This window comes from Bifidobacterium sp. UTCIF-39 (genome assembly GCF_006408715.1).
Classification (GTDB): Bacteria; Actinomycetota; Actinomycetes; order Actinomycetales; family Bifidobacteriaceae; genus Galliscardovia; species Galliscardovia tissieri.
Window position 1 is genome coordinate 29,004 of sequence record NZ_JEOG01000008.1, and the last position, 22,880, is coordinate 51,883.

At 61.0% G+C, this 22,880-nt stretch carries 36 protein-coding genes and 3 pseudogenes; 24 read left to right on the forward strand and 15 right to left on the reverse strand.

Features of this window, described 5'->3' with window-relative positions; genetic code table 11:
* Nucleotide 1 precedes the first annotated feature (1 nt).
* The 13 genes and pseudogenes from EP30_RS05080 to EP30_RS05135 form a co-directional block, all read right to left on the reverse strand.
* A complete protein-coding gene (locus EP30_RS05080; RefSeq protein WP_140556705.1) occupies nt 2-2,608 on the reverse strand; it encodes an RNA helicase in 2,607 nt (868 codons plus the stop codon).
* On the reverse strand, nt 2,608-3,684 hold the full coding sequence (locus EP30_RS05085; RefSeq protein ID WP_181160797.1) for a diacylglycerol kinase family protein: 1,077 nt from the start codon (nt 3,682-3,684) through the stop codon (nt 2,608-2,610). Before EP30_RS05085 ends, EP30_RS05080 begins: the two co-directional genes overlap by 1 nt.
* Complete coding sequence (locus tag EP30_RS05090) at nt 3,668-3,964, reverse strand: hypothetical protein (RefSeq protein WP_140556710.1); 297 nt, start codon at nt 3,962-3,964, stop codon at nt 3,668-3,670. Before EP30_RS05090 ends, EP30_RS05085 begins: the two co-directional genes overlap by 17 nt.
* Nucleotides 3,965-4,067: 103 nt before the next feature.
* Nucleotides 4,068-5,135: pseudogene (locus EP30_RS11330) on the reverse strand (helix-turn-helix transcriptional regulator); the annotation flags it as partial.
* A gap of 128 nt (nt 5,136-5,263) precedes the next feature.
* Nucleotides 5,264-5,990: pseudogene (locus EP30_RS11335) on the reverse strand (WYL domain-containing protein); the annotation flags it as partial.
* A gap of 136 nt (nt 5,991-6,126) precedes the next feature.
* A complete protein-coding gene (locus EP30_RS05100; RefSeq protein ID WP_140556875.1) occupies nt 6,127-7,518 on the reverse strand; it encodes a UTP--glucose-1-phosphate uridylyltransferase in 1,392 nt (463 codons plus the stop codon).
* A gap of 399 nt (nt 7,519-7,917) precedes the next feature.
* A pseudogene (locus EP30_RS05105) lies at nt 7,918-8,325 on the reverse strand (DUF805 domain-containing protein); the annotation flags it as partial.
* A 274-nt stretch (nt 8,326-8,599) separates the two neighbouring features.
* Nucleotides 8,600-9,385, reverse strand: a complete 786-nt coding sequence (locus tag EP30_RS05110; RefSeq protein WP_140556715.1) for a class I SAM-dependent methyltransferase — start codon at nt 9,383-9,385, stop codon at nt 8,600-8,602.
* A 130-nt stretch (nt 9,386-9,515) separates the two neighbouring features.
* Nucleotides 9,516-9,860, reverse strand: a complete 345-nt coding sequence (locus EP30_RS05115) for a multidrug efflux SMR transporter (protein WP_219846793.1) — start codon at nt 9,858-9,860, stop codon at nt 9,516-9,518.
* A gap of 385 nt (nt 9,861-10,245) precedes the next feature.
* Nucleotides 10,246-11,427 (reverse strand): site-specific integrase, encoded by a 1,182-nt coding sequence (locus tag EP30_RS05120; protein WP_140556717.1) that lies wholly within the window; start codon nt 11,425-11,427, stop codon nt 10,246-10,248.
* Nucleotides 11,428-11,579: 152 nt separating this feature from the next.
* Complete coding sequence (locus EP30_RS05125; RefSeq protein ID WP_140556719.1) at nt 11,580-12,824, reverse strand: Fic family protein; 1,245 nt, start codon at nt 12,822-12,824, stop codon at nt 11,580-11,582.
* 83 nt (nt 12,825-12,907) lie between these two features.
* Complete coding sequence (locus tag EP30_RS05130) at nt 12,908-13,342, reverse strand: ImmA/IrrE family metallo-endopeptidase (RefSeq protein ID WP_140556722.1); 435 nt, start codon at nt 13,340-13,342, stop codon at nt 12,908-12,910.
* Nucleotides 13,343-13,377: 35 nt separating this feature from the next.
* A complete protein-coding gene (locus EP30_RS05135; RefSeq protein ID WP_258185375.1) occupies nt 13,378-13,725 on the reverse strand; it encodes a hypothetical protein in 348 nt (115 codons plus the stop codon).
* Nucleotides 13,726-13,883: 158 nt separating this feature from the next.
* Here EP30_RS05135 and EP30_RS05140 point away from each other — a divergent pair, with 158 nt between their 5' ends.
* The 24 genes from EP30_RS05140 (at nt 13,884) to EP30_RS05230 (ending at nt 22,256) form a co-directional block, all read left to right on the forward strand.
* Entirely contained in the window at nt 13,884-14,135 is a 252-nt protein-coding gene (locus EP30_RS05140) for a helix-turn-helix transcriptional regulator (RefSeq protein WP_258185376.1), read from the forward strand.
* Nucleotides 14,135-14,389, forward strand: a complete 255-nt coding sequence (locus EP30_RS05145) for a hypothetical protein (RefSeq protein WP_140556726.1) — start codon at nt 14,135-14,137, stop codon at nt 14,387-14,389. The genes EP30_RS05140 and EP30_RS05145 overlap by 1 nt, the downstream gene beginning before the upstream one ends.
* Entirely contained in the window at nt 14,389-14,754 is a 366-nt protein-coding gene (locus EP30_RS05150) for a hypothetical protein (protein ID WP_140556728.1), read from the forward strand. The genes EP30_RS05145 and EP30_RS05150 overlap by 1 nt, the downstream gene beginning before the upstream one ends.
* 115 nt (nt 14,755-14,869) lie before the next feature.
* Nucleotides 14,870-15,088, forward strand: coding sequence for a helix-turn-helix domain-containing protein (locus EP30_RS05155; RefSeq protein ID WP_140556730.1), 219 nt, complete (start codon nt 14,870-14,872; stop codon nt 15,086-15,088).
* Between the two features lie 12 nt (nt 15,089-15,100).
* Nucleotides 15,101-15,277 carry a hypothetical protein gene (locus EP30_RS10870; protein WP_181160798.1) on the forward strand — a complete coding sequence of 59 codons (177 nt, stop codon included), beginning with the start codon at nt 15,101-15,103 and terminating at the stop codon, nt 15,275-15,277.
* 200 nt (nt 15,278-15,477) lie between these two features.
* Nucleotides 15,478-15,999 (forward strand): single-stranded DNA-binding protein, encoded by a 522-nt coding sequence (ssb, locus tag EP30_RS05160; protein WP_140556732.1) that lies wholly within the window; start codon nt 15,478-15,480, stop codon nt 15,997-15,999.
* On the forward strand, nt 15,999-16,295 hold the full coding sequence (locus EP30_RS05165) for a hypothetical protein (protein ID WP_140556734.1): 297 nt from the start codon (nt 15,999-16,001) through the stop codon (nt 16,293-16,295). The genes ssb and EP30_RS05165 overlap by 1 nt, the downstream gene beginning before the upstream one ends.
* Nucleotides 16,296-16,297: 2 nt before the next feature.
* Nucleotides 16,298-16,450: a hypothetical protein gene (locus EP30_RS10875; protein WP_181160799.1), complete on the forward strand. Its 153-nt coding sequence runs from the start codon at nt 16,298-16,300 to the stop codon at nt 16,448-16,450.
* Nucleotides 16,447-16,743: a hypothetical protein gene (locus EP30_RS05170; protein ID WP_140556736.1), complete on the forward strand. Its 297-nt coding sequence runs from the start codon at nt 16,447-16,449 to the stop codon at nt 16,741-16,743. Before EP30_RS10875 ends, EP30_RS05170 begins: the two co-directional genes overlap by 4 nt.
* A gap of 10 nt (nt 16,744-16,753) precedes the next feature.
* Nucleotides 16,754-16,990: a hypothetical protein gene (locus EP30_RS05175; protein WP_140556738.1), complete on the forward strand. Its 237-nt coding sequence runs from the start codon at nt 16,754-16,756 to the stop codon at nt 16,988-16,990.
* Nucleotides 16,971-17,330, forward strand: a complete 360-nt coding sequence (locus tag EP30_RS05180; RefSeq protein WP_140556740.1) for a hypothetical protein — start codon at nt 16,971-16,973, stop codon at nt 17,328-17,330. Before EP30_RS05175 ends, EP30_RS05180 begins: the two co-directional genes overlap by 20 nt.
* The gene (locus EP30_RS05185) at nt 17,327-18,463 is read left to right on the forward strand and encodes a helix-turn-helix domain-containing protein (protein WP_181160800.1); all 1,137 of its coding nucleotides are present in this window, start codon (nt 17,327-17,329) and stop codon (nt 18,461-18,463) included. The genes EP30_RS05180 and EP30_RS05185 overlap by 4 nt, the downstream gene beginning before the upstream one ends.
* Before the next feature lie 14 nt (nt 18,464-18,477).
* On the forward strand, nt 18,478-19,095 hold the full coding sequence (locus EP30_RS05190; RefSeq protein WP_140556745.1) for an exonuclease domain-containing protein: 618 nt from the start codon (nt 18,478-18,480) through the stop codon (nt 19,093-19,095).
* The gene (locus EP30_RS05195) at nt 19,080-19,547 is read left to right on the forward strand and encodes a hypothetical protein (RefSeq protein WP_140556748.1); all 468 of its coding nucleotides are present in this window, start codon (nt 19,080-19,082) and stop codon (nt 19,545-19,547) included. Before EP30_RS05190 ends, EP30_RS05195 begins: the two co-directional genes overlap by 16 nt.
* Nucleotides 19,538-19,738 carry a hypothetical protein gene (locus EP30_RS05200; protein ID WP_140556750.1) on the forward strand — a complete coding sequence of 67 codons (201 nt, stop codon included), beginning with the start codon at nt 19,538-19,540 and terminating at the stop codon, nt 19,736-19,738. Before EP30_RS05195 ends, EP30_RS05200 begins: the two co-directional genes overlap by 10 nt.
* Entirely contained in the window at nt 19,735-19,929 is a 195-nt protein-coding gene (locus tag EP30_RS05205) for a hypothetical protein (RefSeq protein ID WP_140556753.1), read from the forward strand. Before EP30_RS05200 ends, EP30_RS05205 begins: the two co-directional genes overlap by 4 nt.
* Nucleotides 19,929-20,072 carry a hypothetical protein gene (locus tag EP30_RS10880; RefSeq protein WP_181160801.1) on the forward strand — a complete coding sequence of 48 codons (144 nt, stop codon included), beginning with the start codon at nt 19,929-19,931 and terminating at the stop codon, nt 20,070-20,072. Before EP30_RS05205 ends, EP30_RS10880 begins: the two co-directional genes overlap by 1 nt.
* Nucleotides 20,072-20,302 (forward strand): hypothetical protein, encoded by a 231-nt coding sequence (locus EP30_RS05210; protein ID WP_140556755.1) that lies wholly within the window; start codon nt 20,072-20,074, stop codon nt 20,300-20,302. Before EP30_RS10880 ends, EP30_RS05210 begins: the two co-directional genes overlap by 1 nt.
* Nucleotides 20,299-20,577, forward strand: a complete 279-nt coding sequence (locus EP30_RS05215) for a hypothetical protein (RefSeq protein ID WP_140556757.1) — start codon at nt 20,299-20,301, stop codon at nt 20,575-20,577. Before EP30_RS05210 ends, EP30_RS05215 begins: the two co-directional genes overlap by 4 nt.
* Nucleotides 20,574-20,732, forward strand: a complete 159-nt coding sequence (locus tag EP30_RS10885) for a hypothetical protein (RefSeq protein ID WP_181160802.1) — start codon at nt 20,574-20,576, stop codon at nt 20,730-20,732. The genes EP30_RS05215 and EP30_RS10885 overlap by 4 nt, the downstream gene beginning before the upstream one ends.
* Complete coding sequence (locus EP30_RS10890; protein WP_181160803.1) at nt 20,729-20,902, forward strand: hypothetical protein; 174 nt, start codon at nt 20,729-20,731, stop codon at nt 20,900-20,902. The genes EP30_RS10885 and EP30_RS10890 overlap by 4 nt, the downstream gene beginning before the upstream one ends.
* Nucleotides 20,868-21,059 carry a hypothetical protein gene (locus EP30_RS05220; protein WP_140556759.1) on the forward strand — a complete coding sequence of 64 codons (192 nt, stop codon included), beginning with the start codon at nt 20,868-20,870 and terminating at the stop codon, nt 21,057-21,059. The genes EP30_RS10890 and EP30_RS05220 overlap by 35 nt, the downstream gene beginning before the upstream one ends.
* A complete protein-coding gene (locus EP30_RS05225) occupies nt 21,056-21,304 on the forward strand; it encodes a WhiB family transcriptional regulator (RefSeq protein WP_140556761.1) in 249 nt (82 codons plus the stop codon). The genes EP30_RS05220 and EP30_RS05225 overlap by 4 nt, the downstream gene beginning before the upstream one ends.
* A gap of 133 nt (nt 21,305-21,437) precedes the next feature.
* Nucleotides 21,438-22,256, forward strand: coding sequence for a hypothetical protein (locus EP30_RS05230; RefSeq protein WP_140556764.1), 819 nt, complete (start codon nt 21,438-21,440; stop codon nt 22,254-22,256).
* Nucleotides 22,257-22,409: 153 nt separating this feature from the next.
* On the opposite strand, the gene EP30_RS05235 is transcribed toward EP30_RS05230, so the two are convergent.
* Together EP30_RS05235 and EP30_RS10895 are read right to left on the reverse strand one after the other, a co-directional pair.
* Nucleotides 22,410-22,616 carry a hypothetical protein gene (locus EP30_RS05235; RefSeq protein WP_140556766.1) on the reverse strand — a complete coding sequence of 69 codons (207 nt, stop codon included), beginning with the start codon at nt 22,614-22,616 and terminating at the stop codon, nt 22,410-22,412.
* Nucleotides 22,606-22,749 carry a hypothetical protein gene (locus EP30_RS10895; RefSeq protein WP_181160804.1) on the reverse strand — a complete coding sequence of 48 codons (144 nt, stop codon included), beginning with the start codon at nt 22,747-22,749 and terminating at the stop codon, nt 22,606-22,608. Before EP30_RS10895 ends, EP30_RS05235 begins: the two co-directional genes overlap by 11 nt.
* Nucleotides 22,750-22,880: the final 131 nt, after the last annotated feature.

Below are 22,880 nucleotides of genomic sequence, written 5' to 3' on the forward strand. Positions count from 1 at the left end.
GTCAGTCGACTCCCGAATACGCGACGATACCGCGATTGACAAGATCCGCGGCCTGTCTGGCCGTCGCAGCCACATCCTCACCGTCGACGTCAAGATATGGGCCGGTCTGTGCCACCTGACCCAGAATATCGGCCAGCCGCTTGCACGTACGGACGAAATCACCGCCGGTCATATCGTTGTTCTGCAATACGACGGACAGATCGCTTCCCTTGGCCCATTCGTAGGTGATGTCGACCATGCCGAAATCCAACTGGCGTGGAGCGTCGAGACCAGCATCCTCGCAGATCGCGTTGATGCGCGACCATATCCGCTTCGTCTGCACCGCAACCTGTTCCAGCCTGCCGGGATACCGACGAGGCTCCCCCGACCCTCCTCGGCGAGACTCATAGACGAACGCGCTGCACAGTGCGGCGACCTCGGCGGGCTTGAGGTCAACAAACAGACCGGATATCAGACATTGCGCCAACACCAGATCAAGTTCACTGTACAGCCGGCGCAGCAATTGTCCCCGCTCCGTCAGTACATAGTCGGCGGGACGTCCAGGCAACGAACGTGCATCCGACAATGGCGTGGGAACGCCCTCGAGATATCCCAGATCCTCCAGAATCGTGCAGATTGCATCAAACCGTCGGGCAACCGAACCGGTTCGCGAATCATACCGATGCCGTACGCGTTCCAATTCACGACTTTCGCGCATCCACCGGTGCCCCCAGCGCATATGCTGCGCCAGATCGGGACAGGATCGGCACGGATGCCTCCGATCCCGCTCGCGAAGCTCCGCGATACGCCGGTCAAGGTCACGGAACGCCTGTGACCGCTCCTGTTCGGAATGGAAATTACGATGCTTGAGCGCCTTACGTTCCCCGCGTTCTAGATCAGTGAGCTGCATCCTCACCTGAAGAAAATCGCGGAAGTCTCCCCTGTCACAGACGAATGCCCGTTCATATCCATCCAATGCTGCGGTCAGCGTGGTGATCTGCGACTCCAACGTCTCCGCCGACTCATTCGCCTCCCACTGGGCAAAGGAGTGATCCAACGTGGCGCGCGCGGTGCGATAATCACTGGAATCCAACAGATTGACCGCCATGTTGAACGTAGGTCGGAAACTGGAATGCAACGGATACACGCGCTTCGACGACAGCGCCGCCGCCGTGGCCGCCTGAAAATCACGATGATCAACCACCACGGCATGACCGATGGAATCAATGCCGCGCCGTCCGGCACGACCGGTCAGCTGGGTGAACTCCCCCGGCGTCAATGGCACATGCCCGGTTCCATTGAACTTGTCCAGCTTCTCTACCACCACGCATCGGGCAGGCATATTGATACCCAGCGCCAGCGTCTCCGTGGCGAATACCACCTTCACCAAACTCAACTCGAACAGGCGCTCGACAATCTGGCGGAACAGTGCGATCATTCCCGCATGATGCGGAGCGAAACCCTCCTCCAACGCGAAACGGAAATTCGCAAAATGCAGGGTTCGCAACTCATCACGAGTCAGCTGCCCATCCACCATCTCATCCACGATCTGCCTGATCCGACGCGCCTCCTCCGGCGTGGTGAGCTCCAAACCGGCATTGATGCACTGCTGCACCGCCATATCACACCCATTGCGGGAAAAAATGAAGTAGATGCCCGGCAGCAAATCAAGATAATGCAACTCATCAACCACAGCCCAACGCTTTGGCGTATATCGTTGCGCACGGGACTCGCGGCGATCCATACGGCCTCGGCCTCGCCCATGAGAGCCATGCGTGCCGGAACGTCGCTCCGCCATACGATCCAACTCCGACATACGCGACACCAGATCGGGATTGAGCTGCGCACTGGTAGCGGAACGATACAGATCATAGATCTCAGGCTCGTGCCGTTCATCACGCTGCACCATCACATGCTGCTCCAGCGGCACGGGTCGACGCTCGGACACCACCAGGGCGGTATCACCTCTTGTCGACTCGATCCATGCGGAAAAATCCTCCACATTGGAAACCGTGGCGGAAAGACCCACCACACGCACCTGACGGGGCAGATGAATAATGACCTCCTCCCACACCGGGCCACGGAACCGGTCGGCAAGATAATGCACCTCATCAAGCACCACATAGCGGAGGGCGGTAAGCGTCGTGGACTGCTCATACAGCATGTTGCGCAGCACCTCAGTGGTCATCACCACAATATCCGCCTCGGAATTGATCGAAGTGTCACCGGTGAGCAGACCGACCCTGTCCTGACCGTACAATTCGACCAGATCATGGTATTTCTGGTTGCTCAATGCCTTGATCGGCGTGGTGTAGAACGCCTTGACGTTCTGCTCCTGAGCCAGGAACACGGCAAAATCAGCAACGATGGTCTTACCGGCACCAGTCGGCGCGGCGACTATCACATTGTCTCCGGACTCCAAGGCATTGATCGCATCCAGCTGGAAATCATCAAGGGAAAAATCCAGCGTCTGCGCAAAACGATGCGCCGCGCTCGCGGCATGCTTTTGGCGCTCTCGGAACGCCTGATATCGGGCCGCCGGGCTCGAGTCCTCTGACCGCAACCCGATGCTGTCCTGTTCGGTATTCTCGGTGGTCCTGTCGTGCCTGTGACGATGACGTCGTGCCATCAGTGGTCCTTCCCCGTATGACGGTTGTCTTCCACAATGTTCCAATGTTCGCGTGCCGCCGGAGGTACCAGCAGGCGCAAGGCCTTGCTGTGCACGTCAACGGTGACAGGAAGCGTGCCGATGCACTCCCCATCGGACATCAGGACAGGGGGCTCCTTCCCCTCCCCGGTGGTGTTGATCGTGATCGAACGAATCCTGCGGTAGCCGATTACCGGCTCGTCAAGGTGCTCGCCACGATATGCCTTGGCAAGTATCCGTAATGCCGCCGGTGCCGTAGGTAGCCACTTGGCCCAGAGCATTTCCAATAGTCCATCGTCCAGATCGGAGTCCGGCGACGCCTGGATGCCGCTGCCGATATAAACGGCATTGGCGATGGCGAGAAGCGGCGTGAGCAGATCATAATCATCCACGGAGTAATCGTCGTTGGTGACCGCAACATGGAATCCGTAGTTGCCCACGTGTGCGGCTTCGCGGATGCCCGCCTCCAGATAACGAAGCGTGCCGAACGGCAATCGGGATTGATTGGCACGGTCATTGATGGCCGCATCGATCGAACAGTTCAGCATACCAGCGAAGAAGGTGTCGATACGGTGTCCCCCGTCCTCCGGGGAACGGACATGGCCAAGATCCAATACGATCGTTGAATCATATGACAATGCCGCAGCGATGCCTTCGGCGCTGGTTGCGATACGACCGATCGGCAATTCAACGCCTCTGGCGAAGTCATTGCCGGATCCACAGGCGATGATGCCAAGTGGCACGTCGCAATCAGCCACTGCGTTGACGCCGATCGATACCATGCCATCCCCGCCGACGACGACCAGCGCCTTGGCATGGGTGATCGCTCGGCAGGCGTTTTCCAAAGACTCGTCACGACTATGTCCGGTGACATCCACGACGGCAAAGCCATGCCGTCCGCAGGCTTCGCGCAATGCGGCGACTGCTTTACGGGATGCGTGGGATCCATGCCCATTGTCAGCCGCAGGATTGGTCAGAACCGCGACTATACCGCGGCGATGGGTGGCAGCGGAGTCTCCCCTGTCGTGATGATTGTCGTGATCAGCGGCCAAGGTCATTGAACGTCTTCCAGCGTTTCCAAATGGCTGCATGCCTGTTCCTGATCTCCTCCTGATGCCTGATCACAGCGGAATGGGCATCGGCGTATCGTTCCGCGGATACGTCAATCGGCAGAACAAAAGAGGGCACCTGCTTCTCGCGGGTCTCGGGGTCCTGTTCCAGACGAGCCAGTGCGTTGGTGATGTCGTCACCCGTTCCGGCGACGACATGCAGAGCCGATATCGCGTGCCTGACTGCATATATGATGCCGCTCACCAGCATCACAAGAAAAAAGATCACTAACACTACCCAGACCCATCCCGGCATGCGTGCGTCTCCTTACGATTCATATCAGCCCACTATTCAGACTAGTAGATCCTCCTGATGGGTGGCATGTATGACGTTACTGGGCCCGTGACGGCTGTGTGGGCGTATTGTCGCCTAAGGACAGTTCCCTTGTGGCGCGGGCCGTGATCATGGATCGCAACGTACCCGGCGAAACCGCCACGATATGACGGGCATGAGCGATGCAGAAGGCCACGAACCAGGAATCGGACGAAACCGTCAGGTACACTTTCTCACCGTTGCCGCAACGTTCCACTCGGGCATCCTGCAACGATTCGATGAACGGCAATCCCGGTTTGTCGGTGACGAAGGACGCCGCCGTTCCGTTGTCGAAGCTCCACTGTCGAAGCTCCGACAACGGAACGTCAGGTACTTCGATCGGCTGATCCGGATTGACGACCTCGGCGCGGCTGATGCGAGCCAACCGTAATACCTGCCAATCTCGATGACGCTGATCGTTGCTGTCGGGAGATGGAATGCTGAACGATGACTCGGTGGCGCCTTTCCACACGGCGGTGTAATACACGCCTTCATCCACGAAGATCTTTGCCGGGGCTACCAGCTTCTCACGGATACGTCCGGCACCATCGGTGTATTCGATGTTGAGCAGTGCCTTGGAATGAATGGCACTGTCCACGGCCTGGAAGCATTGTGGCTCCATCTCATAGCCGGTCAGCGACAGCCACGGGGTCTCCCCCGGTTCGGTATGCTCACGCAGGCGTGCATACAGTGAACCAGCCTGGCGGCGGGACTGTGCCGGCAGCAGCGGCGAATGCGCAAGGTAGCTTACCGACGCGGTCAGCAGACTGAGATACTGAGGCGAGATGCCGGCAAGACGCTCCAAGCCTAGGGAATTGGTGGCGCTGATAATGCCTTCCGCTTCGAGCAGTGACCAGTCGATGTCGAAGAACTGGCTGCCCGCCATTTCTCCGTCATCGGAAACCGTGGTGAGCGTGCCGATGTCCTTGCGGATCACGGCGACCGACTTCTTGAGCTCGTCCTCGTTCTTGGCGTGACCGATGAAGCGTTCAGCCAGATCGGTCATCGGGAATTCCTCGCCGATGTGTGCGGAAAGGAACAGCATAAGCCGCAGACGTCGATCCACTTCGGAACCTGTCTGGAACGATGCGCTAAGCGCTTTCCGCCCTTTTGTCTTGCCTTTGGCGTCCTCGATGTCGGCATTGTGATCTGAGGACATCGCCAGATCGCGTCGAGCCTTGATTGCCTCTTCCGGATGGTCGGCGGAACCCAGCTGAGTGGCGGCGTGCAGACGACGATTGAACGCGTCAACAGCCTCCTGAGGGCTGATGATCGAGGAGCCGGGATGCTCAAGCACGAACATGGCGAGATCATCGGAATCGGTATAGGCCACGTTAATGTGCTCACCATCGACGTCCACAGTGGCGGCGAAACGTCGGGAGTCGATGACCTTCACCAGTGCGTCAGGAATGGTCTGGGTGCCAAGGCCGGGGGCGATGGAGTCCAGACCAAGACCCGGAACCGGCATTTGTGGTACGCGAGGAGCGGTACGCGAAGCCTTGGTGTTCTCCTGCGATTCCATGCGCTGGGATGCCGAGGACAGTGAGATCGACTGGGCGAGATAGTTCGCCGCGGCGAGAACCGGGAGATCCTCCTGCGCAAAACGCATGCGGATCCTCGGTTCGTCGCCGAGCTGCAGTCGATATGATGCGAAATCCTGTCCTTCTGACTTTGAGGAGTATTCCGGCTGTCGAGATTCGATGGCGATGCCCATGGCCGCCAGTTTGGCCCGATCCCTCTGGAACTGCTTGGCGAACGCCGCTTTGGCCGCCTGATCAGCCAACTCACCATACGAATCGGCATAGGCCTTGACTCGCTGGGCGATTTGGCGGGAAGTCAGCCATTGGGGGAAAGCCGATGAAAGTACGGCCAGCACATCCAGCTCATGCTTGCCCCATTTATCGGAGAAACGGCGCCTTCCGTTTGAAGTTCCCTCAGCCATCTGTCCTCACGTCTCGTTAACGTTGATAGTTGTATGTAGGCGCAGAAGCGCCTTTAGACATTCTACGGGTATTTCTTCATAAAACCACGGTTTTATGAAAAATTATCCTAGTGGGCGATTTCTCGCCCACTGTCATTTACAACCAATCATCCGGTTCGACGCCCAGAGGTCCGACAAATTCACCGTTTGGCACGTATGCCGGTTCTCCCTTGTCCTCCAGCAATGCCGCCGAGAAGCATTTCACATTCTGACCGAACGTCCAGTCGCCCTTGACGGTGAAGGACTTGGCGGCGGCAAGCGAAGGCACGCCGTACGGGAAACGCTCATCGAAGTCGGCAATGTTCTTGTAGTAGCGAGGATCGAGATCCACCTCGGGGAAGATGTAATTGCCATCCTCCATCTCGTAGGAATCCGTCAGATGGAAACGATCGGAACGCATGATGAACAGGTCGTTGGTGGTCTTCACCGGAAGGAATCGAGGACGATCCACTTCGATGCAGGTGGCACCATCGAACAGGGAGATGGCTGCACCCATGGCGGTTTCAAGCTGAATGACCTTGGTGGTGGAGGAATCGGTAGGGTCGACGGTCTTACGGTTACGAATGACCGGAAGCTCCAACACACCGTCGGTGGATGCGAGCTTGTCACGCAGATCGCGCACACGGACCCAGATGTTGTTGGTGTTGAAATACGGATGCTTGGCGATGTTGGTCGCATCGGCCTTGTCGTCCGGATGCACCTGACTCATCTCACGCAACGAAAGACGCCCGGTCTTCTTGTCGCGCACGATATGACCGCCCTTGCGATCGGCAGGGGTCTTGTGAGCGACCTCCACCATGAAGGGCGCACCGGACTGGGCGAATGCACCGGCCAGCGTGGTGGACGGGCGGGCACCCAGATTATCGGAATTGGAGATGAACAGGTATTCGATGCCGTGCTCCAGCAGTGAGTCAAGCAGACCAGACTCCCACAGCGTGGCAAAGACGTCACCATGTCCCGGCGGGCACCATTCGAGTTCCGGGTTCTCCGGATGCTCAACGGGGGCGCCGGTGGCCGCATCGAGCTTCGGCTCAACGTGCTGGATGATCTCCATGGGGATGTCATCCTGGTGGAAGCGGCGGTTGTGGTGCAGTACGGCCATGGATTCCTTGGACGTACGGAACGAGTTCATCAGCGTCAGCGGCAACTGCACATTCTCTCGGGTGCGGGCTGTGATGACCTGCCCCAGAATGATGTCGAGGAAGCGCATGCGCTTGGCCTTGTGACGGCGGACAGGCAGCAGGGACTTCGGGCCGGCGAGACCCATTGAGGTTCCCAAGCCGCCATTGAGCTTGAGGAATGCGGTCTTGCGGAATGCTTCAAGCGCCTTGTCATGGTCGATGGTGTCGTGAATGTCGCGTACGGCCGGAATATCGGTCAGAGGCTCAACATCCTCTTCGCGGATCCACTCGGACTGATCGGCCTGCCATGTGCGGTAGAGTCGCTCGAATTGCGAAATGGCGATTTCGCTCATGCCATGTTCGCGCATCTTGGCGGCGGACAGGCTAAATGAATCGTTGGACACGGTTCCCCTTTCGTTTGGACACGGAATTCCATTTTATAGGACAAAAGCAAATAAGGGGGCATCGGTTGTCAAAAAAGATGCTTGCCGTTCAACTGCCGTTGGGGTTGCGCACAGGGTTTTCCCGCGATGGTGATGTGTGGGTACCGTGGCAGGAGTGTGATGACAGCTAGCAGTACCAGTGCAGTGATGGCATCGAGGACTGATTCGGGGTGGAATGCCAGTAGCGAGGCCAGCCATATCACCGCGGCGAATAGCCATACCTTGACGGGGAAAGTCAGCTCATGCCACCATGTGGCCGGGTGGTCGCTCAAAGATGCGGAACCCATAGTACGGGGTGGCTGAGGGTCAGTCATCCGGGTCATTTCACTGCCTGTTTCGCGAGTTGTCGAACCGGGATCCCCTGGGATTGGCAGGCAGTACGAACAGTACGATCTGGCTGGCCAGATACGCTGCTCCCATCAGGAGCGAGACGAGCAGCCCGGCCACCATGATCCGGTTGGGATCAGAGATCGAGACGGCACCGATCACCATGAACGCCAGAAGGAATGCCAACGGCAGCAATATCCACCATCCGTTGAGGTTCTCATCGTGCAGACGGCGTACGCCGATCGTCACAGTCGGTACCAGAAGCACCAATTCCACGATGAAAACCACCCATGTGGATAGAGGGCCATCTCCGCTGGCGTCATGCCAGATGATCGCATCCCCGGCTTGCGTCACCAGCATGACGACGGCTTCGATGAGAAGACACAGCGGCATCGCCCACCAGTATTCCGCGCGATGCCCGTCCCCGCATCACGAGAGCCTTTTTCCAGAAACGACGGGAAGCGTCCTTGAACCCGATGCCATACCAGGGTTTTCTCAGCGGTGGCACCGTGCGGCCTCCAGCGCTCGCATAGGCGCTGGTGCCAGTTCCGCTCGTGTTCGTCTTGTTTGGTGGCATTTCCTCCGTACCCTCATGAAACCGTATCCGGCTCGGCGTATCCAATAACGGGGGGCGTTGTACACATTCATGTACAACGACCGAAAAACCAGCTGGAGGATTTCAGATTCGTTTGAGTTCGGCCATGGCTGCGTAGTGCAGTATGTCGAACCGTTTCGGGGCGATACGTTCAAGCATCGCCATATGCTCGTGCTCCCATGCGATGATCTGTTCCGGATCAAGCGATGCCCCGATGCCGCGGCAGGCTTTCATCCGCCCGTTCCAGCTTTCCCGGGTGAACGGCACTTTCAGCTTGTGCTCCTCGTGATGAATAAGCTCGAAACCGGAACGATAGCAGTCCGGGATCTCGATCGGGTGCATCCGCTCCCCCGCGCCGCTCCAATGCGGACTGTACTTGAGCACGAGCCGTTCGCTCTCGCCGGCGATCATGTCCTCGAACGGTAGCCACTCCATGACCAGCACAAGGAACCGTCCGCCCGGTTTGAGCAGATCACGCAGCTTGTGGCATACGGTTTCATGGTTGAAGTACCAGAAGCACTGGCATGCCGTAGCCACATCAAACGAACCGTCCGGGAAATCGACATCTTCCGCTGAGGACACCCGGTATTCGATGCCGCTCATGCCTTCGGACAAATAGCGGGCCTGCCTGATCTGTTCGGCGGAAATGTCGGTGCCGACCCATGTGGCACCGTACCGAATCATATTGCGCGGCAGCACGCCGGTGCCGGTGCCCAGATCGAGTATATGCTGGCCGTCCCGACACAGACCTCGGTCGAGGACCATCCGATAGAACTCCGGCGGGTAGATATCACGGTATTTCGCGTAATCGGCCGACGTCCTCCCCCAGTCGAACGGCGTGCCGTCATCTATACGCTGGTCAACGATCATCGCGAATCACCCTTTCTGATCGACCCCGGATTCAATCCTTCACCCCCTACAGGCTACTCGCCTGGCCGTCTTAGGAATCCGGGCCTCCCGCAATCATCGCGACATCGAACATTGAAAAGTCATTCGCGGTCTATTCAACGGCCGTGTGACTGCCCCACTGCAACACGACGATGCCAACGATCATGATCATCATGCCCAGCCACATGCGCCAGTTCAACGGGTCGCGGAAGGCGAAATGCGCGATGATCGCGGTGGCGATGATGCCGACGCACGACCACACGCCATACGCCAGCGCGGTCGGCATGCCGCGGTCCAGCACCTTCGCGAGCAGGAAGAAGCAGAAGCCGTACCCAAACACCACTGGAACCACCCAGGCAAGTTTGCTGAACCCCTCCGATGCGCGCAACGACAACGTGGCTGCCGCCTCACTGAAAATAGCCCCGAACAGCATCAGCCATGTCAGCGCCATGGTCATCTCCTCCTTGCAACTCCATTCCAAATCAGCCGCGATATATAGCAACCCATGCATATTAACAATCCATTCAGAAAACGACCCATAGAGAGTCTGTCCGCATGCCTACCCGCTACTGCGTCGTGATGTTCTTTATAAGACGCGAGATTTATAAGGCCATCTCGAACCAGTAACCTGCCACGCGTCGTCACGTTGACTGAGGAACCGTGCGCGGTCGGGAGCAACCTAGGTCCAAGGATGCGAAGGCCATTGTGTCCAATCGTGTCCAAAACTGATTTCTCACGGAAAAACAAGGCCCGGAATCATTGAGATTCCGGGCCTTCTGGTCGGACCGGCGGGATTTGAACCCGCAGGCGCAATCACCGCTCCCATCTACTGCCGCAACGAGTCACGCTGCTCTCGATACCCCGTCTGCCCACATTTTGCCCACATTGCCGCGAACCAGCATCCGTCCGAGCTCCTCGCCCAGCGAATCCAGATCATCATCGAAGAGATCCGCATACACATCCAGGGTCATCGCCGCGGACTTATGACCGAGCTGATGCTGGACCGCCTTGACGTTCGCTCCCGCGCTGACCAGCAGCGACGCCGCGGTATGACGCAGGTCATGGATCGTCATCCTGGGCACCTCGGCGGCATCGCACGCACGCGAGAACCAATTGTCTCCCGCCTTCGGACTATGCGGCTGATGCACGTACCCATCCACCGTGGAGGGATCCTCGAACACCAGCGCATGATCGGGCTTGCCCTGGCATTGCAATCGCAATAGCTTCTCCAATTGGATGGGATACGTGATGCTGCGGATCTCCCAGGTCTTCGGCGTGCCGACGATGATGTGCCTCTGCACCTGGGTGGCGCTCTTGTCCACACTGATACGCCGATGATCGAAGTCGATGTCGCCGACGGTCAGGCCGATGCACTCCCCCCATCTCATCCCCGTCAACCCCAGCGTAAGAATGAGCGTGCGCCGCTGTCCCTCGCATTGCATGCCCAGTGAATCCAATTGCCATGCGTTCAGATACGTGTGGCCGCGTTTCACCTTGCGTGGCAGTTCGAGCTTGCGGACGGGATTGTCGTGGATCCTCCGGTCCGCCACCGCATCATCAAGGATCCCTGCCAGCACGCCATGCGCCCGGAGCACCACGCTCGCGCTTTTCGGCTTCTCGATCACGATCCGTTTCCCGTTGTCCTCGCCTACCCGTCCCCGGCTGATCGTGGTGACCCACTGCTGCGCCTGCTCCCTGGACACCATGGACACTGGGACGTCCCCCCACGCGGGTTCCACCCACCGATGCCATGCGCCCTCGAGATCGTCATAATAGCTGGGCTTGACGCTCATGCGCTTCTTGTCCAGCCACGCGTCAGCCAACTCCCCCACAGTGATCCTTCCGGCCTGGGGGTCAATGAACGTGCCTTCCGCCTTCGCCACGGTGACATGCTTCGCCGCCCACGTCTCCGCGTCGAGCTTCCGCCTGAACCCACGCTTGTCCGTCTGCGTGCCGTCCGGCTTCCGATACCGGACCCTCCATCGCACGCCCTTCGCGGTCTCGTACCTGCTGATGTTCGCCATGAAAACGCTCCATTCCCCGTCCCGCGGTAGAATTGAGCCCGGAACGGCCTTCTGAAATCTGGTAGATGCTGTTTCAAAGCCGTGCAAGTGTTGGTAGCGCTCGCCGGCGTTTGGTCCCGCGTGTTGGTAGCACGCGGGACCTTTTCGTTTGTTCAGTTCTCGTTCAGCAGCCTCCTTCGTGTGTCGTCGCCGAGTGAATACCAGACCGGGCGCACGCCCTCCGTCGACATGATGCCATTGGCGGCCAATGGCTCCAGTGCCGCGTTCACGCGTTTGCGACCGAACCGCAATCCTTCCTGTAGTTGTGGACGGGTGACCCGGTGTGGGGGCACTCCGAAGAGTTCCTCCTGGATGAGTACGCCGACGATGTCGATCTGGTCATCGGTCCAGCCTCGTTCCCGTCCGATCTCGTACAGCACGGTCTTGGCGCGGGAAAACGCACCGTGCTTCTCAGACAGGTCGTCGATGATACGGTTCTGTGCGTCGGCTACGAATTTCATCATCCGGTAGGAGAACAGGCTCGCATCGCAGCAGTTCAACGGGTGCTGCGCATCCTCGAACGCTTTGTAGTAGCGGTCCTTGCCGTCCGAGATCACGGGGCTGAGGCTGATGGCGGTGGGCACGCTCAGGTGTCGTCTGAGCTGCAGGGCGAACAGGAATCGTCCGGTCCTCCCGTTGCCGTCGTAGAACGGGTGGATGTACTCGAATGCGAAATGGCACATCGTGGCCCGAAGCAGCGGTGGGACGTCCCGGTTGCCGGTGAAGGCGAGCCATTGGGTGAGCAGCACCTTGATCTCGGATTCCGGGGTGATGCCCGTGTGGATGCGCCGTCCTGAGGCCTCGTCGTCGATGTACACCGGCCCGTTGCGGAACAGGTCCCCGTCCGGCTTGTCGTTGTCGTCCAGTTCGCCGGAGACCACCTGATCGTAGATGGAACGGATGTCCTCCAGACTATGCGGGAGGGCGAGGTGTTCGGGATCGTTGTCGCTGAGTGCGAGGAATAGTTTGGCGAATTCGCTGAACCGTTTGTGGGGGCCGTTCGCCATGGCGGTCTCGAGTGCGTCGCTGATCTCCTTGCGGGTGGACCGAACGCCTTCGATGCTGTTGGTGCTCTGCATTTCGGCGCCGATGAGGTCCATGATGTAGGCGCGTCGGGCGATGGGAGGCAGATCGTTCCAGAGGGCGTTCACCATGTTTTCCTGTTCGCGGACGCGGTCGAGGATGGTGGCGAGCTCCCGGAAATTGACGACGAATACCTCGTGTCCGCGCAGGACGATGCCTGACCGGAATGTGCTCCATCCCTCCAGCCGTTGCTGGTATTCGTGTTCGGCGATGGTTTTTGGGGGTTCCGTGGACCGGCTCATATGCGTCATCTGCCGGATGCTTTTGTATTGCATATGACCCCTTTCAGTGTTTTTGAATCAAAAGAGTTGCCAGAATTCTACTTCTATTGTCACTTTTCGGCAAAAAGGAACAATAGCTACGCCCGTAGCGGTATATGTGTCTCCCGCAGGATGTGCTGGTAGTCGTGGATGACCTGGGTGGTGACGCCGAGTTCGTGGCTGATGCGCCATATGTCTCCGTCGTACATTTGCTCGGCGGTGGCGTATTCGATGGGGTTGATGAGGAGTAGCGCGGTTTTTCTGCGGCAGCGGTTTTCGGCCTTGGCTGCGGCCCATCCGTGGCTGGTGTCGTCTCCGTGCTGGTAGTGGACGAGTTCGTGGACGAGGGCGCATTTCTTGCGGGTGTCGGTCTGGTTCTGGTCGATGAGGATGACGTCGATGTTTGGGCAGCAGGCTCCGGCGAGGTCGTCGGGTAGTTCGACCTGGTCGATTCTGAGGTGTGGGTGCAGGCTTGTTATGGCGTCGAGGATGCGGTCGTAGTCCATGCCGGGGGTGATGGGGAGTGGGTTCATGAGCTGTACCTCCTGCTCATGTGTGGTCGTGATGGTCAGGCGGCTTCGTTGTCGTCGGGGTCGAGCTTGTGGGGGTCGTGCAGGGCGGCAAGGCCCATGTCCTGCCGGCCGGCGCTGAGGGCACGGACACGAGCCAACGCCTCCTCAACACGAGCATCACCTGACACCGATGAGTCCATGTAGTCCTCGACGATCCCAGGGTCCAGAGAGAGTCTTTCAGCGTCTGACACGATTTCAGACAGTGGCATCCGTAGGGCAATTGCGATCTTGCGCAATTGCTCATAATCCGCCACCGTGTTGAGCTCGAGGATTTTGCGGAGAGTCCCATAGGGAATCCCCGCTTCCTTTGCCAGCCCTGGAGTTTTCAACTCTCTAGTTGCCATAGCTCGTTTAATCGCTATTGACAGCGCCTTGGATTCCACTGTCGGGGTCTTTCGTCCTGTTGCCATATGGGACACGATAGCACTAATCGACACTCAACACGTCCCAAATGGGACGCGCGCGATTTGACTACGCTCCATTAGGGCGTAATACGTGCCACATGGAACATAATGAGCCCACTTCGGCACAGCTTGGTGCCGCGTTGAAGCAGATCCTCTGTTCAAACAACATGACACAAGAGGATCTGGCAACCTTCGCAGGCATCCCCCGAAACACGCTGAACCGCAAGATCAACGGCGGCGTTTTCACCTTCGATGAACTAACCAGAGTTGCCCATGTCGTCAAAATGCCCCTATCCAAAATCATCGCGCTCGCTGAGGCCTCCGCGCTCGCCGGCAAGGAGGCGGAGTGATGAGCGGTCAGATCAGGCTTATTGAGGATGGTTGGTCGTATGAGATGGATAACCGGACGTCCGTGACGGTGTATCGCCGGCCCGACGCGGAGTCCGGTGGTTATCCGTTCGTTGCATGCCTGTGTCTCGTGGATGAGCGCGGTGCCGGTAACGGCGAGGCCAGGGCGTTTGGCCTGTTCCGTTTGACCAAGACGGACATGCGCAACATCAAGAGCATCATCAACCGCCTGCTCACGGACAGGGAGGCGGAGTGATGAGCGGGTTCGATGATCTGCGTGGTCTGGCGGTGGAATTGGAGTCCGTGACGGCGAGACTTCGTCGTCTCGCGTCGATGGGCGCCTCCCCCGCCGACGGGGTGGACGTGTCCGCGCAGCGTGTGGGGGAGAATCTCCTTCGCCTGCGGAACCCGGTCTGTTCGCAGGCCGGTCTGGCGGCGAGGATGCGAGACCGCGGGTTCAAGTGGTCGGCGGCGACGGTATGGGCCATCGAAAAGGGAGAGCGTTGTCTCCGGTTCGACGAGGCGGTCCTGGTATTGGGCTGCCTGGGACTGGACGTCACGTCACTGCCCGAACTGTACGCACCGAAGGAGGGCGGCATCTCCCGTAGCTACGGCGGCTGACCTCCATATCAATATCAGTTCTTCCCCGGCTTGCCGGGGGTTGTGAATGCATCTACCGGATAGGGTGCCGGCGGCTACCAGACGCCGGCACCCGCTACTTGAAAGGATCGTCATCATGGCGAACACTACGATTCCCGCGGATGGCTGGGATATCCAGCGCACAGCGGCATTCCTGGGCTTGAAGGTCAAGACCCTTTACAACTGGGCGTATCTGGACAAGCCCCCCATTCCCCGCAGGGTGGGCTCACGGCTCGTGTACGCGCCGGAGGAGGTCATCGCCTTCCGTGACGGGACGTGCCGGAGGACCCGTCGTCAGATCGTCAACGGACGTTGAAAGGACAAGAAAGTGAACAAGATCATCACTGTCAGCGGGCTGGTCCTGCTTGCCTGTCTGTTTCTGGGCGCGGTCCTGCTGGGCGGATGGCCTGGCACGGGCTGCATGGTCCTGACATGCGCGGTGGGCGTGGCCCTGGCGTTCATGGACGCGGACCGGATCCTGCGCGCGCTGGGCTGGGAGGCGTGATGCGCCGGGACAGGAGGACCCGTGACAGGTTGCGTCGGCGGCTGCTGGTGCCCGTGACGGTGTTCGCGCTGCTGGGGCTTACACGGCTGCTGACGGCGGTGCACGAGGTGGACGGGTACGGGATCCTGCAGGGTCTTGTGCTGTTGACGTGCGCGTGGCTGGTCGCCTGGTCGAGGGAACGACTCTAGGAAAGGAAAAACATGGCGAATGACATCATCACCTGCGTGGTGGGCAATCTGACCGCGGATCCGGAGATCCGCACGATCCCGTCCGGCGGCACGGTCGCGAACTTCACGATAGCGGTGACGCCGAGCCGGTACGACTCGCGTTCGGGCCAGTGGCAGGACGGGGAGACCACGTTCCTGCGGTGCAGCGCGTGGGATGGTGCGAAGCGCATGATGGCGACGAATATCGTGCAGTCCCTGGCCAAGGGGCAGCGTGTGGTCGCGCAGGGGTATCTGAACCAGCATGACTACACGGGCAATGACGGTTCCCCGCGTACGAGCATCGAGCTGCGGGTGATCGCGATCGGCCCTGACCTGTCCACGCAGATCGCGGTGTGCGAGCGTAACCCCAAACCCCAGCAGCAGCCGCAGGAGGCTCAGCCTGCTGGCTATCAGGGTGGTTTCGCCGGCGCTGCGCGTAACCGGCAGTCCGACAGTCAGGAGCCGTGGGCGTCCCCGGCCACGTATGGCGCGTCTGACGGGGAGCCCGAGTTCTGATGCAGGAGAAGAAGACACGACGGCTGGTGGACTGGGAGCGTGACCTGGTGCGTGAGGCGGTCCGGGATCTCGGGGACGTGCAGGCGCGCAAGGCTGACGGCACGCTCCGTCCCGGGCCGGCAGGGGATGTTGCGAGGAGCATCATCCGTCGTCTGGGCCGTGACCTCGACCGCAAGGGCCGTCATGGGGCTCCGCTCGCGTTGGCGCGTGCGGAGCTGATCGCCGGTAACGGGTGGATCCGTGAGGCGATCGACATTCTGAACTCGATGATCGAGATGGGAGGAGAAGACAGGTGAGAGTGGCGGTTGCTACCGAGGGCGGCCAGTCGGTCGTCCACATGGAGGATGTGGAGTACGTGGCCTGGAACGTGGGCCGTAACCGGCGTATCGATCTGATGCTCACCCCGGAGGATCTGGGAGAGCTGGCATCGGTGCTGGGAGGCGAATCATGAGGAAGGTGAGCGTGTATGCGCACGTCGAGCGTCACCTGCTGCTGCATGCCACGTTCGACGTGCGTGTGGACGGGGTGCGTGTGATGCCCCTGATCCTTGTGCGCGCGTTGACCGTCGGCATGGCCCGACGCATGGCGGTCCCGGTGATCCTGGGCACGCTCGAAAAGCGGCGTGATGATGACGGGCACGAGCATTCCGCCCGCTGTCTGAGGAACCAGGAGCTGGCGCGCCGCTACTGGGAGCGTCACGGCTGGGACGAGACCGAGGTGGGGGCGTGCGATGACACCGAGTGAACGCAGGACCATGAGACGCCGGGTGGATCGTCTGGCCGTGGGCGTGGGCATGCTCGACCATGTGTCGGCGGTACTGGCCACGGAGAGCGAGCAGATCGGCCGGCTGACGGACCTGCAGCTGCCGATCGACGTGATGCACCAGGTGGGGCGGATCCTCGACGAACTGCGTGTGACACGCGATCAGGTGATGCTGTTGCGCGAGCAGGCGTGGAGGGAGGTGTCCGATCATGCGCAGGGAACCCTCTGAACGGTTGAAACAGGTGGTGGACGAGCGTGACCTGTGGTCGTGCGCCAGGTGCGGCGTCTCCCTGTATTCGGTCGGTGGCAGCCGGCATCACCGTCAGCTGCGTAGCCAGCAGCCGCAACCGAATCTGCTGAACCGCCCGTCGAACCTGATCCTGCTGTGCGGATCGGGGTCGACGGGCTGTCATGGCTGGGTGCACGCGCATCCGGCCGAATCGTATGAGCAGGGCTGGCTCGTCCATGGATGGGACGATCCGGCCCTGATCCCGGTCCGGTACAGGGTCGGGGACCGTTTCGTCATGCTGCTGCTCGACGACGAGGGCGGCAGGGAGGAGGCATCATGAGCGTCGGAGCGATCGACTGGGCGCTGCGCAAGGCCCCCGTGGGCCGTAATCAGGCGGCACGACTGGTGTTGATCGCGCTCGCGAATCTCGTGGATGACGAGGGGCGTGACGCGCATCCCACGGTCTCGAAGCTGGTGGAGTGGCTGGAGATGAGCGAGTCCACGGTGCGTAGGGCGTTGAGGTATCTGGAGGACGAGGGGCTGATCCGTAGGGGCGATCCGCGGCTCGTGGACCATTACGACGAGTTCCACCGCCCGGTGGTGTGGGATCTGGTCATGACACGGGCACGCAGGCTGTCGCTGAAGGATGATCCGGACACGGCCAAGGGCGGACGCCCCACGAAACCCGGTGTCAGAAAGACAGGTGGTTCCAACCGCAAACCCGGTGTCAAAACGACAGGAGGTTCCACGAAACCCACTGTCAAAACGACACCCGGTTCCACCCAAAAACCCCCTGTCACCCATGACACCACCCAGGTGTCACCAGTGACAGACACTACATCCCTAGTACGTAATAACCCTTCTGTCCCCTACGGGGACATCTCCCCTGCCGGGGAGAACCCGCCCGCCAAAAACCAAACCACGAAACCGGACACCGCGCTCGCCGACTGGATGACCAGCCTGCTCGAGGCCCACCACATCGACGGCAACGCGAAATCCCGCCGCAGGGAACTGCAGGCCGCACGCCGACTGCTCGACCGGGCCGACACGGACACCATCCAGGCACTGGCACGCTGGGCAGTCACGCACGACTGGTGGCAGTCCACCATCCGCAGCCTCACCGCACTGGACCGCAACTGGAGCACGCTCCAGGCCCAGCACGCCCGAGACACCCGAGACCCCCAGCCCCGCAAACAACCCCGGCTCGAACCAGCCAAGCCCACACCGATCCCGGCCCGCCACACCAGCGGCACGCACCGGCACACGCCAGGCTGTCAGCACGTCACCACCCTGATCCGACCGGTCGAACACCTGTTCAGCACCGACCGCGTCCAGGGACGCTTCGGCAGCAGCCAGCTCTCCCAGGCACGCCAGTACCTCGCCGACCAGCTCAACGAGGGACTCGAACCCCAGGAGGCGCTCGCGGTGCTGATGGGGTGCAGGGCGCCGGACGAGCTCGAACAGATCGCCTAGAAAGGACAATCTTGATGAATGTCAACGATGAGAGGCCGCTGCGTCTGCTGTGGCTGGATATCGAGACCACGGGCGTGGATCCGAGGACGGATCGTGTGCTGGAGATCAGCGCGTGGGTCACTGGCATGGACGCCGGCCGGGTGCTGGCACGGTTTCATGCGATCTGCCGCCCCTACGCGTGGGAGAGTTTCCGGCAGGGCCTGTCCGCGTGGGCGGATCGCACGCATTCGGCCAACGGGCTGCTCGCCGCGGTCGACGCCGCCGACCCGGTGGATGCCCAGTGGGTCGAGACGCGCCGCAGGTTCGACCGGTTCGTGGCCGAGCAGGCACAGGAGGCGCGACTGCGCCCGGCGGGCTGGAACGTCCAGTTCGACGTACGCTGGCTGACCAGACTGACTCCGGGCACGATGCGCCTGCTGGACTACCGGCAGATGGACGTGCAGTCCCTGTGCGCGCTCATCCAGGATCTCAACCGTCCCGTCGGGGATCTGATCATCAGCCAGGCCGGGACCACGGACCACAGGAGCGAGCACTGCCTGACCATGGAGGTGGAACGCTACCGGCTATGCAGGGCCGCGATCCTCAACGGCCCTCTGGGATCCCACAAGGAGGCATCGTGTACGACGAACTGACCGACGCCGACTGGGCCCTGATCGAACGGATGCGCCAACCCCATGTCCGCCTGTGCACCGGATGCGGCACCCCGACGGACAACCTGTCCGGACTGTGCCGCACCTGCCTGAAACGCCACAGGGGCCAGTGCGTGACCTGCGGCACCCAGATCGGCAACCGTATCGCCAGCGGACTGTGCAAACCCTGCTACAGGCACGCATACCGGCACCGCCACCAGCTCGAGGACCGCCAGTACAAGCGCGAATGGCGGCATCGCAACCACGAGCGTGTCCTCGCCACGGCCCGCGCGTGGAGGGAACGCAACCGGCAGCGGATGCGCGAAAACCAGCGCCGATGGCGTGAGGAGCATCGCGAGGAGCTCCGCACGCGAGCGATGGCCTACTATCACGCTCACCGCGACGAGATCAACCGCAAACGAGCCGAACGACGAAAGGAACAACGATGCAACTGAAAGTCAAAGCCCAGGCCAGCGCCCACGGCGGCTGCGTCCTACTGAAAACCGACCTGACCAGCGAGCATGGGCCCAAAGCCCGCCAACTGACCACCTACCGGCTCACCCAGGAACAGGCCGAAGCGCTCGCCGACCAGCTGGACCAGGCGATCGACGAATGCGAGCGCCGGCAGAAGGAGGAGGATCGATGAGGATCGTGATCACCGGGCGTAAGCCTGTGGACAGGGAGTTTTTGCAGGATACGGCGCATTACGTGGTTCGGTATCAGACGGAGTCGGAGTCGCATGTGTATGCGGATTGGGTGCGGCCGACTCCGGAGATGATCGCGGATCTGGTTCGCGCGTCCCGCTTGGAGACGGTTTCGAAGGTTGAGGTGGTGTGATGGATCGGATTCGTGTGGTGTTCTCGGCGAAGAACCTGAATGACACGTCGTTGGAGGAGGCTCGGCGTCGGCTTGAAATGGCCGGGTGGAAGCACGTGAACGTCGAACTGTTGGAGGCCGTGTATCCAAGGGAGGAGGAGTGATGGGTGACGTGTTGACCGCCAGGATATTCACTCGCCGTCAGCTCATGGACGCGTTGCAGGACCAGCTTGATCGGCTTGGTCTGGCCATCGTGCCGGACCATTGGCTGGATGACACGTATACGAGCGAGGATGTGGAGGCGCTCGCCGATGCCGTGTATGCGAGCGCGGGTGTTGAGACCGATGTCTCGCCGCTTGTCGAGACGGGTGACATTGCCGGGGAGGTGCTATGAGTGTTTTCACGACACAGCCGGAGCCGGTGACCATCGAGTCGGTTCGGCATGACTACAGTCGTGCGTTCGCGTCGGATCCGGACGATATTGATCTGCGTCGTTGCCGGTTTGACCGGTGGCTGGTGGAGTATGCGCGGCTGGTTGCGGCGAACGCGTGGGCCGAGGGGTGGGAGCAAGGTCAGGCGCATGCCGAGGAATGGTATCTGCATGGGGTGTCGGACCCTGATACGAGCATCCGTTCCAACCCGTATCTCACCGTTGAGGAGGAGTCATGACCAGTCAGACGATCGAGAACGCTCCAACGGAGCATGACCGGCGGATCATGGCCCAGGCGTGGGCCGAGGGCGTCGTCTACGGCATGAACGCGGTCCGGGCATCCGCGAACGCCACCAGAGTGGACCTCTACGAGAACCCGTACCTCGAACCATGACCAGCCAGAAAACCCTGCGGGCCATCATCCGCTATCACAGGAGGGGACTGACCGTCGACCAGATCAGCCTCCTGCTGCCCTTCACCCCGCGCATCGAGATCGCGTACACCATCGCCCACCAGCAGAGGAGCCAGCATGATCAACATCACCCAACGCAACCAGGCGTATGACCACGTCATCAGCCAGATCCAAGCCATGATCGACACCGCCGGCGAACACATCCACGACACCCGCGAGTACTCCGGCTACATCAGCATGGGCTACGAGATCATCAACACCCTGTACGACGAGATGCTCCCACCCGCCAGCATGAGAGCACGACAATGAACTGGATGCGCCACGCCGCATGCCGGGACGTGCCACCGGACCTGTTCTTCCCCACCCAGCAGAACCGCACACGAGCCCGCCACGCGCTCGCCGTATGCGAGTCCTGCCCCGTGATCGACCAATGCCGCGCCTACATGCAGCACATGTCCCGCCAATCCGGATACCCGCTGGTCGGCGTGTGGGCCGGCATATGGCTCGACGACCCCGACCGGCCCACACGCCGATACCAGCCACGAACCCGATAGCACGCCACCCCAAGCGAAAGGAGAAAAAGGGAGACTCAGCAGGGAGAAACAGGGAGAAAAAAGAGCCCCCACCCGAAGGCAGGAGCCGAAAACCACCACAGCCAGCATACACACCAACGGGAGGGAAACAACCATGACTGCACACCCAACCAACCCCACCCAACACGACACCACCACTCCCCCAGCCAACCCCGCATGCCCTACATGCCCCATCTGCCATGCCAACGCGCTCGCCGACGGGTGGACGATCTGCCGGGCGTGCATGCGCTCCTATGCGCGTCAGCTGGCGCTCCTGCGACGGCATCTGGCGGTGCTGCAGCTGGTCATCCGACGCGAGGTACGCCTGCATGACCGGGATGGCGGCAGGGGCGCGTTCGCGTCGCTGGGCATCGACGTGTCCGCGGCCGACATGGAGGCGGAGGCCGAACGGCTGATCGACGGGATCTGCGCCGATGCGGGACTGCCCGGAGGCCGATGGGCTAGGGCGCTGCCACGCCTCGCAGCGAGCCTGCGCGTGCTGGCCGGGCTTCCCGACGCGGCGGACTGGTTCGAACGTCTGGTACGGCTCAACGGCATGCTGCAGCGGGCGACCGACCGCGTGCCACGGGCGCGACGGCTGGCCGGCGTGTGCGACGTGTGCGGGACGATGGTCCACGCCGCGCCGGACGAGGAATGGGAGGTGTGCCCGAGGTGCGACAGCCTGCTGCACCTGCCCTCGGTGCGCCGGGCGGCGCGCAGGCGACTGGACTCGATGCACACCACGCAGACGCCGTCCGGCGCGGCCCTGTGGGTGAGCCGCGAGACCGGCATCGACGTCACCCGCGACGACATCAACAACTGGCTGAGGCGCGACAGGCTCCCCGCCCGCCGGCTCGAGAACGGCTATTGGGAGTTCCCCGTCGCCACGCTCATACGACTGGCCGAGGCGAAACTGGATTCCAAGCGGGAGTAGGGTGACACTCACCTGTGATATACTCGCTACAGCGATAAGTATGAAACCCCGGCATCCCTTGCGGATCCGGGGTTTCTGCGTATCGCCAACCTCTCTCTCAACTCACACGTGCCGCATCCCCGTCGGCAGTCAGCGGGGATGCGGCACGCCGACTCATTCCTTCGGGCGCTTGCGCGGCCTGCCACCGCCGACACCACGGCCGGGACGGTTCGCGTTCCACTCGTCGATCGTCTCGGGAAGCCACCCGCGCGTACGACCGATGGTCGCGTCCGGCTCGGGGAGTTTGAGGCTAAGCAGTGCGCCCTTGGTGATGCCGAGCCGCTGGGCGACGTCGGTGACACCGAGATATTCAGTTGTCATGGCGCATTCCCGCGGAGATGGCGATGACGACGCCGCACAGGCCGACGACGCCGGCCGCGAGTGCATGGTCGGTGACGCCGAGGGCGAGGGATGCGATCCCGCACGCCAGTGGGATGACGGTCTTTCGGCTCATGGGTTCGTGGACTATTCTGGAACGTGGGGCTCGGTCCCGGATAGGTAGAGAATCCGGGACCGGCCTTTACTTATCTCGGTGGTTCGTGGCCTCGATGTAGGCCGCGATGCCGACGATGATCGTTCCGATGC

Bases quoted from the DNA above. Each gene is read 5' to 3' on its own strand.
- EP30_RS05080 (WP_140556705.1), bottom strand. From the start codon at position 2,608: ATGGCACGACGTCATCGTCACAGGCACGACAGGACCACCGAGAATACC.
- EP30_RS05085 (WP_181160797.1), bottom strand. From the start codon at position 3,684: ATGACCTTGGCCGCTGATCACGACAATCATCACGACAGGGGAGACTCC.
- EP30_RS05100 (WP_140556875.1), bottom strand. From the start codon at position 7,518: ATGCGCGAACATGGCATGAGCGAAATCGCCATTTCGCAATTCGAGCGA.
- EP30_RS05110 (WP_140556715.1), bottom strand. From the start codon at position 9,385: ATGATCGTTGACCAGCGTATAGATGACGGCACGCCGTTCGACTGGGGG.
- EP30_RS05115 (WP_219846793.1), bottom strand. From the start codon at position 9,860: ATGACCATGGCGCTGACATGGCTGATGCTGTTCGGGGCTATTTTCAGT.
- EP30_RS05120 (WP_140556717.1), bottom strand. From the start codon at position 11,427: ATGGCGAACATCAGCAGGTACGAGACCGCGAAGGGCGTGCGATGGAGG.
- EP30_RS05125 (WP_140556719.1), bottom strand. From the start codon at position 12,824: ATGCAATACAAAAGCATCCGGCAGATGACGCATATGAGCCGGTCCACG.
- EP30_RS05130 (WP_140556722.1), bottom strand. From the start codon at position 13,342: ATGAACCCACTCCCCATCACCCCCGGCATGGACTACGACCGCATCCTC.
- EP30_RS05135 (WP_258185375.1), bottom strand. From the start codon at position 13,725: ATGGCAACTAGAGAGTTGAAAACTCCAGGGCTGGCAAAGGAAGCGGGG.
- EP30_RS05140 (WP_258185376.1), top strand. From the start codon at position 13,884: ATGGAACATAATGAGCCCACTTCGGCACAGCTTGGTGCCGCGTTGAAG.
- EP30_RS05145 (WP_140556726.1), top strand. From the start codon at position 14,135: ATGAGCGGTCAGATCAGGCTTATTGAGGATGGTTGGTCGTATGAGATG.
- EP30_RS05150 (WP_140556728.1), top strand. From the start codon at position 14,389: ATGAGCGGGTTCGATGATCTGCGTGGTCTGGCGGTGGAATTGGAGTCC.
- EP30_RS05155 (WP_140556730.1), top strand. From the start codon at position 14,870: ATGGCGAACACTACGATTCCCGCGGATGGCTGGGATATCCAGCGCACA.
- ssb (WP_140556732.1), top strand. From the start codon at position 15,478: ATGGCGAATGACATCATCACCTGCGTGGTGGGCAATCTGACCGCGGAT.
- EP30_RS05165 (WP_140556734.1), top strand. From the start codon at position 15,999: ATGCAGGAGAAGAAGACACGACGGCTGGTGGACTGGGAGCGTGACCTG.
- EP30_RS05170 (WP_140556736.1), top strand. From the start codon at position 16,447: ATGAGGAAGGTGAGCGTGTATGCGCACGTCGAGCGTCACCTGCTGCTG.
- EP30_RS05175 (WP_140556738.1), top strand. From the start codon at position 16,754: ATGAGACGCCGGGTGGATCGTCTGGCCGTGGGCGTGGGCATGCTCGAC.
- EP30_RS05180 (WP_140556740.1), top strand. From the start codon at position 16,971: ATGCGCAGGGAACCCTCTGAACGGTTGAAACAGGTGGTGGACGAGCGT.
- EP30_RS05185 (WP_181160800.1), top strand. From the start codon at position 17,327: ATGAGCGTCGGAGCGATCGACTGGGCGCTGCGCAAGGCCCCCGTGGGC.
- EP30_RS05190 (WP_140556745.1), top strand. From the start codon at position 18,478: ATGAATGTCAACGATGAGAGGCCGCTGCGTCTGCTGTGGCTGGATATC.
- EP30_RS05200 (WP_140556750.1), top strand. From the start codon at position 19,538: ATGCAACTGAAAGTCAAAGCCCAGGCCAGCGCCCACGGCGGCTGCGTC.
- EP30_RS05205 (WP_140556753.1), top strand. From the start codon at position 19,735: ATGAGGATCGTGATCACCGGGCGTAAGCCTGTGGACAGGGAGTTTTTG.
- EP30_RS10880 (WP_181160801.1), top strand. From the start codon at position 19,929: ATGGATCGGATTCGTGTGGTGTTCTCGGCGAAGAACCTGAATGACACG.
- EP30_RS05210 (WP_140556755.1), top strand. From the start codon at position 20,072: ATGGGTGACGTGTTGACCGCCAGGATATTCACTCGCCGTCAGCTCATG.
- EP30_RS05215 (WP_140556757.1), top strand. From the start codon at position 20,299: ATGAGTGTTTTCACGACACAGCCGGAGCCGGTGACCATCGAGTCGGTT.
- EP30_RS10885 (WP_181160802.1), top strand. From the start codon at position 20,574: ATGACCAGTCAGACGATCGAGAACGCTCCAACGGAGCATGACCGGCGG.
- EP30_RS10890 (WP_181160803.1), top strand. From the start codon at position 20,729: ATGACCAGCCAGAAAACCCTGCGGGCCATCATCCGCTATCACAGGAGG.
- EP30_RS05220 (WP_140556759.1), top strand. From the start codon at position 20,868: ATGATCAACATCACCCAACGCAACCAGGCGTATGACCACGTCATCAGC.
- EP30_RS05225 (WP_140556761.1), top strand. From the start codon at position 21,056: ATGAACTGGATGCGCCACGCCGCATGCCGGGACGTGCCACCGGACCTG.
- EP30_RS05230 (WP_140556764.1), top strand. From the start codon at position 21,438: ATGACTGCACACCCAACCAACCCCACCCAACACGACACCACCACTCCC.
- EP30_RS05235 (WP_140556766.1), bottom strand. From the start codon at position 22,616: ATGACAACTGAATATCTCGGTGTCACCGACGTCGCCCAGCGGCTCGGC.
- EP30_RS10895 (WP_181160804.1), bottom strand. From the start codon at position 22,749: ATGAGCCGAAAGACCGTCATCCCACTGGCGTGCGGGATCGCATCCCTC.